The organism is Azospirillum sp. UFLA03-27 (assembly GCF_059803775.1).
Genome location: NZ_JAUQTX010000274.1, coordinates 1 through 8525, shown reverse-complemented (window position 1 = coordinate 8525; position 8525 = coordinate 1). Strand labels below are relative to the sequence as shown.

Annotated in this window: 9 protein-coding genes; 1 reads left to right on the top strand and 8 read right to left on the bottom strand. The window is 69.1% G+C overall.

Annotated elements, in window-relative coordinates; all coding sequences use genetic code 11:
* From Q4I23_RS27665 to Q4I23_RS27630, 8 genes are all read right to left on the bottom strand, one after another.
* On the bottom strand, positions 1–481 hold a 481-nt coding region (locus Q4I23_RS27665), incomplete at its 3' end, for an acyl-CoA dehydrogenase family protein (RefSeq protein WP_498528338.1).
* Between the two features lie 65 nt (positions 482–546).
* Positions 547–1602: an acyl-CoA dehydrogenase family protein gene (locus tag Q4I23_RS27660; RefSeq protein ID WP_498528337.1), complete on the bottom strand. Its 1056-nt coding sequence runs from the start codon at positions 1600–1602 to the stop codon at positions 547–549.
* Positions 1603–1669: 67 nt separating this feature from the next.
* The gene (locus tag Q4I23_RS27655) at positions 1670–2770 is read right to left on the bottom strand and encodes a mandelate racemase/muconate lactonizing enzyme family protein (protein ID WP_498528336.1); all 1101 of its coding nucleotides are present in this window, start codon (positions 2768–2770) and stop codon (positions 1670–1672) included.
* Between the two features lie 52 nt (positions 2771–2822).
* Positions 2823–3566 (bottom strand): ABC transporter ATP-binding protein, encoded by a 744-nt coding sequence (locus Q4I23_RS27650; RefSeq protein ID WP_454019913.1) that lies wholly within the window; start codon positions 3564–3566, stop codon positions 2823–2825.
* Position 3567: 1 nt separating this feature from the next.
* The gene (locus Q4I23_RS27645; RefSeq protein WP_454019912.1) at positions 3568–4323 is read right to left on the bottom strand and encodes an ABC transporter ATP-binding protein; all 756 of its coding nucleotides are present in this window, start codon (positions 4321–4323) and stop codon (positions 3568–3570) included.
* Positions 4320–5330, bottom strand: a complete 1011-nt coding sequence (locus Q4I23_RS27640) for a branched-chain amino acid ABC transporter permease (RefSeq protein WP_498528335.1) — start codon at positions 5328–5330, stop codon at positions 4320–4322. The genes Q4I23_RS27645 and Q4I23_RS27640 overlap by 4 nt, the downstream gene beginning before the upstream one ends.
* Positions 5327–6187: a branched-chain amino acid ABC transporter permease gene (locus Q4I23_RS27635; protein ID WP_454019910.1), complete on the bottom strand. Its 861-nt coding sequence runs from the start codon at positions 6185–6187 to the stop codon at positions 5327–5329. The genes Q4I23_RS27640 and Q4I23_RS27635 overlap by 4 nt, the downstream gene beginning before the upstream one ends.
* A gap of 91 nt (positions 6188–6278) precedes the next feature.
* Positions 6279–7484: an ABC transporter substrate-binding protein gene (locus tag Q4I23_RS27630; RefSeq protein WP_498528334.1), complete on the bottom strand. Its 1206-nt coding sequence runs from the start codon at positions 7482–7484 to the stop codon at positions 6279–6281.
* A gap of 398 nt (positions 7485–7882) precedes the next feature.
* On the opposite strand from Q4I23_RS27630, the gene Q4I23_RS27625 reads away from it, so the two are divergent.
* Positions 7883–8525 (top strand): mandelate racemase/muconate lactonizing enzyme family protein (locus Q4I23_RS27625; protein WP_498528333.1); only part of this gene is annotated, 643 nt, incomplete at its 3' end.

Here is an 8525-nt window from a genome sequence, read left to right as displayed (position 1 = left end):
GCTTGGTGCCGTTGACGACGAAGCCTCCCTCCACCGGCACGGCGCGCGTCCGGACCGCAGCGAGGTCTGAGCCGGAATCCGGCTCGCTCATCCCGATGCAGAAACAGCATTCCCCGGCAGCCATGCGGGGCAGAAGGGTCCGCCGCTGCTCCTCGCTGCCGACCTTCAGCAGCAGCGGACCGCTCTGGCGGTCGGCAAACCAGTGGGCGGCAACCGGCGCACCGGCGGCCAGCATCTCCTCCAGCACGACGTAACGCTCCAGGGCGCTGCGCTCGTGCCCGCCGTAGCGCTTGGGCCAGGTCATGCCGATCCAGCCGCGCGCGCCGACCTTGCGGCTGAAATCGGCGTCGAAGCCGCTCCAGGAGCGGGCGCGATCCTGCGGACGGCGGGTCGCCAGTTCCTCCGCCAGGAAGGCGCGCACCTCGGCGCGCAACGCCTCGACGTCTTGGGCGGGAGGGGGCGGAAAATCGATCAAATCCATGGCTTCGCTTCCTCGGCGGCGCGGCGGGGCCCTGGGATCAGGGCCAGGGGATCAGGGAATGGTCATCAGGCGGCGGTGACGAGCGGCCAGAGACCGTCGGCCCCCGCCCGCGCCACCTCTCGCCCGATCAGACGGCTCCACTCCCCCTCGCCGCCGAATTCATCGCGCCAGGACCACAGGCGCTTGGTGAGGAAATGCAGGCTGTGCTCGTGGGTGAACCCCATGGCGCCGTGGACCTGATGGGCGATGGCCGCGGCGATCCCGGCGGCCTCGCCGCACCGGACCTTCGCCGCCGCGATGGGCAGCGCCGGGGCGCCCTGCGCCACCGCCTCCGCCGCGATGTCCCCGGCGGCGCGGGCGGCGGCGGCCTGCCCGGCGAGCACCGCCAGATGCTGCTGGATTGCCTGGAACTTGCCGATGGGCCGCCCGAATTGGCTGCGCTCGTTGGCGTAGGCGGTGGTCATCTCCAGGATGCGGCCCAGCGCCCCGGCCATGCCGAGGCTGCGCAGGGCGGCGCCCAGCCGGCGCAGGTCCGCCGCCGCAACGCCGGGCGACGGTGCAACGCGCTCGGCCGGCAGCACCATTGCGAAACGCAGGGTGTCGCGGGGCTCGTTCGCCAGATTGACGTCGGGCGTGACCTCCGCCTGTCCCGCCGGGACCAGGGCGACCAAGGTCTGCCCGTCATGCTCGGCCAGGACCATGATCGCGGCGGCGCGGCCCCAGGGCACCCGCTGCGCCGTCCCGGAGAGCAGCCACCCGCCGCTCCGCCGCTCCAGGGTCAACCGGTCGTCTGGTCGGACCGGCGCCAGCGTCACCGGCCCGCCGGGAAGCTTCAGCCCGGCACTGGCCAGGATGCGGTTCGCCAGCATGGTTTCGGCCAGCGGCAAGGGCACCGCGAAGGCCCCCGCGAGACGGATCAGGTTCAGCGCCTCCTCCACCGGCAGGCCAAAGCCGCCGGCATCTTCCGGCACCAGGGCCAGCGGCAATCCCATGTCCTCGACCGCCTGCCACTCCGTCCCGAGCCACCGCCCGGTTTCCGCCAGGGCGAGCTGCCGGGGGGTAAAGGTTTCCTCAAACAGTCTGGTCGCCGTGTCGACCAGGATCTGGCTGGTATCACTCACCGCTGTGTCTCCCCATGTCCGGTTCCCGAGGGCGGTCCGTCGTCTGCCCGCTTGCGCCGTGCCGACCTCACAGGTCGAGCCGGTAGCGGCGCAGGACCTCCGGGTCGGGATCGGCGCCAAGGCCGGGACCGTCGGGAATGGCGATGGTGCCGTCGGGCCGCGGCAGGCCGATCGCGCCGAACACCGGCGCCTCCAGATCGATGTAGAGCCGCTCGATCGCCCCCATTCCGGCGAAGACCGCCGCCATGTGCAGGGTCGCCAGGAAGCCCGGCCCGGAATAGGGCGAGTGCGGGGCGAGCGTCCGCCCGTTCAGCTCGGCCAGGGCGCCGACCCGCAGGAATTCCGTGATGCCGCCGACCTTGGTGACGCTGGGTTGCAGGAAGTCGATCCCCTCGCAGGTCGCCAGAGCCTTGAAGGCCCAGGCGTTCGGCGTGTTCTCGCCGGTCGCGATGGGGACCGCGGCGGCGCGGCGCGTCCGCACCAGCCCATCCAGGTCCTCCGGTGGCCAGACCGGCTCCTCCAGCCATTTCAGCCGGTGCGGGGCCAGCTTCTGCGCCATCTCGATCGCCGCGCCGGGGCTCCAGGCGCAATTCACGTCCAGCATCAGCTCCACCCCGTCGCCGGCGGTGCGGCGGGCGGCGGCGACCGCCTCCACGGTCTTCTCGTGCAGCTTGATCTCACGGTAGCCGCGGTCGAGCGCCTGGGCGCAGGAGGCGGCAACGAGGTCCGGTTCGCTCAGCCGCATCAGGCTGGCATAGACCGGGATCTCGCCGCGCGCATGGCCGCCAGCCAGCTTCCACACCGGCACACCGGCGCGCTTGCCGGCCAGGTCCCACAGGGCGATGTCCAGCCCGCTCAGCGCGTACTGGACCGTGCCGCCGCGCCCGAAGATGTGCAGCGTCTTCTTCAGGTCCTCCATCAGCCCGGCGATGTCCGTCGCGTCGCGCCCGACGACGAGCGGCGCCAGATTGCGCTCGATGAACAGCTTGGTGACGGGAATGACGTTGTAGCCGAAGGCTTCGCCATAGCCGGTCAGCCCTTCGTCCGTCTCGACGCGGACGATGAGGTAGTTGGCCGTGGTCCACACCGCGCCGCCGAAGCCGGTGGTCGGGCCATTGTGCTGGTAGGGGATGGCGATCGGAATCGCCTCGATGGACGTGATGTTCATGATCGTCTCGCGATGGGAAGGGGACTACCGCGCGCGGGGACCACGTCCCGGCCTAATGCGCGCCGCCCAGATAGACGCGCTGCAACAGGTCGCTGCTCTGCACCTCGGCCGGCGTGCCGGAGCCGACGATCCGCCCGGTTTCCGTGAGGTAGCAGTAGTCGGCGTGGCGCAGCGCCTTCTCGACGAGCTGCTCGACCAGCAGGATCGCCATGCCGGCCTTGCAGAGTTCGCTCGCGACGTCGAGGATGCGGTCGATGACGATGGGCGCCAGACCGCCGGACGGCTCGTCCAGGATCAGCAGCGTCGGATCGCCGATCACCCCCTGCCCCACCGCCAGGATCTGCTGCTGCCCGCCGCTGAGGCGCGACGCCTGCTGGTGGCGGCGCTCGGCCAGCTCCGGGAACAGGGCGTAGATGCGGTCGAGCTTGGTGCGGTCGCCGCGCGACGCCTTCGCGTAGGTGCCGAGCAGGAGATTGTCCTCCACCGACAGGCCGCCGAACACGCGGTGCCCCTCCAGCACCTGGACGACCCCGGACCGCACGATGTCGCGCGGCGCGGCGGCCCCGATCTCCGCCCCGGCCAGGGTGACGCGCCCGCCCTTCTTGGGGATCAGGCCGGAGATCGCGTGCAGCATCGTGCTCTTCCCGGCGCCGTTGCGGCCGAGCAGGACGACAAACTCCCCGCGATGGACGCGGAAGGAGGCGCCGTGCACGACCTCGGCCTTGCCGTAGGCGACGTGCAGGTCGACCACGTCGAGCAGGATCGGGTTGGGTCGGTTGACTGAGCCCATGTGCATCTCACGCTCCCAGATAGACGCGGATGACTTCGGGGTCGCTGCGCACTTCCGCCGGGGTGGCGTGCTTGATCATGCGCCCGAGGTTCAGCGTGGTGACGCGGTCGCAGACGCTGAACACGAAGTCGGTGTGGTGCTCCACGAGCAGGACGCCGACCCCGGCGTCGCGCAGCGCGGCGAGGATGTCGGCGAGATGCTCGATCTCGGTCTCGGTCAGGCCGCCCGCCGGCTCGTCGAGCAGGATGAAGCGGGCGCGCATGACGAGGCCGCGCGCGATCTCCAGAAACCGCTGTTCGGCGTGGTCGAGCAGGCTCGCCCGGCGGTGGATGGCGTAGCCGAGGCCGACGCCGTGCAGCAGCTCCTCCGCCCGTTCGCGCAAGTCCCGTTCCTCCCGCCGCGCCCGTGGCAGCGCCAGGGCGGTCTCCAGGAAGCCCGCCCGCGTGTCGCACCAGCCGCCCAGCATGGCGTTGTCCAGCACACTGAGGCTCCCCAGCAGGCGGGGCTTCTGGAAGGTGCGGGCCACCCCGACGCGGGGGCGCCGCTGCACCGGCGAACGGGCGAGCGATTCGCCGTCCAGCCGGACGTCGCCCTCGTCGGTCTGGTAGAAGCCGCTCAGCAGGTTGAGCAGGGTCGTCTTTCCGCTGCCGTTCGGGCCGATCAGGCCATGGATCTCGCCCTCCCGCAGTTCCAGCGAGACGTTGCTGAGCGCCGTCACGCCGCCGAAGCGTTTGCTCACATTGTCGGCAACCAGCGTGCTCATGATGCGTGCCCCCGTTGGATGGCCGTGACCAGGCGCCCGATGTCGGGCTGCACGCCCTGGGAGTCCGGCTGCTTTTTCTGGAAGCGGGCGATCACCGTCTTGATGAGGTGGCCGATGCCCTCCGGCACCACCAGCACCACGGCCAGCAGCAGAAGCCCGTAGAAGAAGTTCCCCAGCTTGGCGAGCGGCGCCACCATCTCCGGCAGGGCGGTCAGGACCACCGTGCCGACGAAGGGGCCGAGGATGCTGCCGCGCCCGCCGATGATGATGCAGACGAAGAAGAACAGGCCGAGTTCGAAGATGAAGGTGTCCGGGGTGATGTAGCTCTGCAAGGAGGCGAACAGCGCGCCGCCGATCCCCGCGGTGACCCCGCTGAAGGTGAAGACCGTCAGCTTCAGCCGGAAGACCGGCACGCCCACGGCGGCGGCGGCGACCTCGCTGTCGCGCAGCGCGATCAGCCCCCGGCCCCACATCAGCCGGGCGACGTTCCAGGTCATCCAGGTGATCAGCCCGGCGACCAGCAGGACCAGCCAGTAGAAGCCCGGCGGCGTGTCGAAGGGTGCGTTGAAGGCCGGAACCGGCAGGCCGGCGCCGCCGCCCGTCAGGTCGCCCTGGGCCAGCGACAGCTCCGCCATGATCAGCGCGAAGGCCATGGTCGCCATGGCGAAGTAGAAGCCGGGAAGGCGCAGCGACGGCAGGCCCAGCAGGAAGCCGCACAGCCCTCCCAGCGCGCCGGCCAGCGCCAGCGTCACCAGCGGATCGACCCCATAGCGCCCGACCACGATGGCGAAGGTGTAGGAGCCGATGGACAGCAGCCCGACATGGCCGATGGACAGCTGGCCGGTGTAGCCGACGACAAGGTTGAGCCCGGCGATCAGCACCCAGTAGACGCCGATCAGCGCGGCGAGGTGGAGCTGGTAGAAGTCGCCGACCCACAGGGGCAGGGTTGCCGCCGCAATGACGCCGATGGCGAGCGCGCCGACACGCGGAAGGGGGGATGCCGTCATACCGGGCGCACCTTCTTGGAGCCGAAGAGACCTTCGGGTTTGACGAGAAGCACGACCATCAGCAGGCCGACCGCGATGGTCTGCTGGTACTCGCCGCCGAACAGGTAGGTGGCCACCGTCTGGAACAGGCCGAGCGCGACGCCGCCGACCAGGGCGCCGACGTTGCTGCCCAACCCGCCCACCGCCAGGGCGATGAAGCCGTACAGGGTGAGGGTGAGGCCCAGCGCGAAGAAGGCGAAGGTCAGCTGGCCTGCCGCGAAGCCGGCCAAGCCGCCGAGTGCGCCGGCGATGGCGAAGGACAGGGCGCGGGTGCGGTCGGTGGCGATGCCGCGGGCGCGGGCGGCGAAGGCATCCTCCGACACGGCCTGGAACACCTTGCCGTACATCGTCCGCCGGTAGAAGAATTCGAGGCCGAGCGCCATCGCGACCACCGCGGCGATGGGCAGCCAGTATTTCTGGTCAAGGACGCCCGCTGTGAAGTCCTGGTCGAACAGGCGCGGGAAGGGGCGCGGCTCGGTGCCCCACCACAGGCCGACCGCCTGCTGCACCATGGTCGCCAGCGCCAGCGTGCTGAGCAGCCACAGATGCTCGTCGGAGCGGGCCAAAACGCGGCGGATCGCGATGACCTCGGTCAGCAGGCCGAAGCCCGCCCCGACCAGCACCGCGCCGACCAGCGCCACCGGCGCCGGAAGCCCGAAATCGAGCATGAAATAGGCACCGAAGACACCGCCCAGCATGCAGATGTGGCCGGTCGTCACGCTCAGGACCTTCGAGGTCGAGAACATGATGTTGTAGGCGAGGCCCGTCGCCGCGTAGAGCGCGCCGATCGCCAGCCCCGACACAAGAACGGTAAGCATCCTGCCATCCGTTTGTGAATTGCCGTGGATATCCGTGATGGCGCGACGGTGGGTCGCGCCATGGCCCTGCTGCCAGAGCCCTGCCGCCGGATCAGTGCGGGGCGGCCTCGAAGCTGCCGTCCTTGAAGGTGTTGGCGCGGTTGATCACGATGCTGGCATCCGGGAATCCGTTGCGCTGGTTCGGTCCCCAGCTGTAGTCGGCGTAGCTGCCCTTCAGCCCCTGGGTGTTCTCCAGCGCCTTCTGCACCGCGGCCTTGTCCGTCGAGCCCGCGGTCTTCACGGCGTGCTCGATGATCTTGACGGTGTCGTAGCCCAGCGTGACCCACCAGAAGGTGAAGTTGATGGTGCCGCCGAACTCCGGTCGCATCTTCTCCATCAGGGCGCTCGTCGCCTCGGGCAGCTTGCCGTCCGGGCCGTAGGTCGTGCTGGCGTAGCCGGCGGCGTAGGTCTTTTCCCAATAGTCGGGCTTGTTCAGCAGACCCTTGATCGGCAGGCCCATAATGGCCGGATGGCCGACGACGGGAACGTCCCACTGCATGTTGCCCCGCGCGTTCAGGACCCGCGCCAGCAGACCGGTGGCCGCCGACCAGGGCATGACCACGTCGGCACCGGCGGCGCGCGCCTTGGTCATCTCGTCGGTCAGGTCCGTCTTGTTGGCGTCGATCAGCACGCTGTAGACCGGCTTGATCCCGGCGTCCGCCAGCAGGGCCTCCGCCTTCTTGGCGCTCGACGTGCCGTAACCGGTGGTGTCGCCGATGATCGCCACCTTGCTCCGCTTCAGGGTCTTGATGGCGTAGGTGTTGGCGCTGCTGATCCACTGCTCGTTGGTGGCGATGGCACGGAAGGCGCGCGGGTACTTCTGCGGGTCGGTCAGCTCGTCGACCGTGCCGATGATGATGTTGGGCACGCCGGCGCGGGCGAGGATCGGGACGGTCGCCAGCGATTCGCCGGAGTTCACCGGACCGATGACGAAGTCGACCTTCTCGCTGAGCACGAGCTGCTGTGCGAAATTCACCGCCTTGGTCGGGTCGCCCGCGGTGTCGCGGGTGATCAGCTCGATCTTCCGGCCGTTGATCCCGCCGGCCTTGTTGATCTCGTTGACGGCGAACTGGACGCCCTGGTTCTCGGCGATGGCCGCCGACGACAGCGGACCGGTCAACGAGGACAGCCAGCCGATCTTGATCGGCGAGGAGTCGGCGCTGGCTGTGCCGGCAAGCAGGCCGAGCGCCAAGGCGAGGCCGGCGCCCAGCCCCGAACGGCCAAGATGGATACGGATGGGATTCCGGTGCGTGCTCATGGTTCCTCCCGTTTTGTGTATCGTGCTTTTCGCTGATCATCATCGAAACGAACATTATTTCGCAAGATGTTTTTCATCCAGCGCCAAAATTATGTCGATGACTGCGCTCATTCAGGCACCCGACCCGCCACGCGGGCATGAAGAGACAGTTCGCCGGAGACGCAACGCACTGCTGGGAGTTCGGCCTTCCAGATCGCATTGCGGCACGGCCCAACCATCAGACGCCACGATGCGCACGCTCACCAGCCACCAAAAAACTGAAGCCAAATCAGCCAAAAATGAAAAAGTTCTTGCAATGAAAGCGGCGTCAGACAACCATGAGGAACAAGAACAATCGCCATCGCAAACGGTCGGCGCCCTCGTCGCACCGATGGGGCGTGACAGCAGGGAGGTAGGGCTTGCGCATTTCCGACATCGAATTGGCGGCGGTGGACCTGCGCCTGGAACGGCCGTTGCGCACGGCGATCCACGAAATCAGCACGGTGTCATGCCTCCTCGTGACCGTGCGGACCGATGAGGGGGTGGTCGGCGAGGGCTATGGCTTCTGCTTCGGCATGGACCGCCTGCGCGCCATCGCCCAGTTGACCGCCAGCCTGAAGCCGAAAGTGATCGGCCGCGATCCGTTCCAGGTGGAAGCGCTGTGGGCCGACCTGTTCCGCCATCTGAACTTCTGCGGACAGGCCGGGCTCGCGCTGCACGCCATGACGCCCATCGACGTCGCCTGCTGGGACATCATCGGGAAGGTGGCCAACCAGCCGCTCTACCGGCTGTTCGGCGCCCATCGCGAGCGCGTTCCGGTCTATGCCAGCGGCGGACTCTGGCTGTCCTCCGGGCTGGACGAACTCCGGGCGGAGGCGCGGGCCTTCGTCGAGCAGGGCTTCAGGGCGATGAAGTTGCGCCTCGGCTCCAAGCGCTGGCAGGACGACATCGCCCGGATCGAGGCGGTGCGCGACGTCATCGGCCCGGACATCGCCCTGATGGTGGACGCCAACCAGGGGCTCACCCCCGCCCACGCCCTGCGGCTGGGCCGCGCGCTGGAAG

Bases quoted from the DNA above. Each gene is read 5' to 3' on its own strand.
- Q4I23_RS27650 (WP_454019913.1), bottom strand. From the start codon at position 3,566: ATGCACATGGGCTCAGTCAACCGACCCAACCCGATCCTGCTCGACGTG.
- Q4I23_RS27655 (WP_498528336.1), bottom strand. From the start codon at position 2,770: ATGAACATCACGTCCATCGAGGCGATTCCGATCGCCATCCCCTACCAG.
- Q4I23_RS27645 (WP_454019912.1), bottom strand. From the start codon at position 4,323: ATGAGCACGCTGGTTGCCGACAATGTGAGCAAACGCTTCGGCGGCGTG.
- Q4I23_RS27630 (WP_498528334.1), bottom strand. From the start codon at position 7,484: ATGAGCACGCACCGGAATCCCATCCGTATCCATCTTGGCCGTTCGGGG.
- Q4I23_RS27635 (WP_454019910.1), bottom strand. From the start codon at position 6,187: ATGCTTACCGTTCTTGTGTCGGGGCTGGCGATCGGCGCGCTCTACGCG.
- Q4I23_RS27640 (WP_498528335.1), bottom strand. From the start codon at position 5,330: ATGACGGCATCCCCCCTTCCGCGTGTCGGCGCGCTCGCCATCGGCGTC.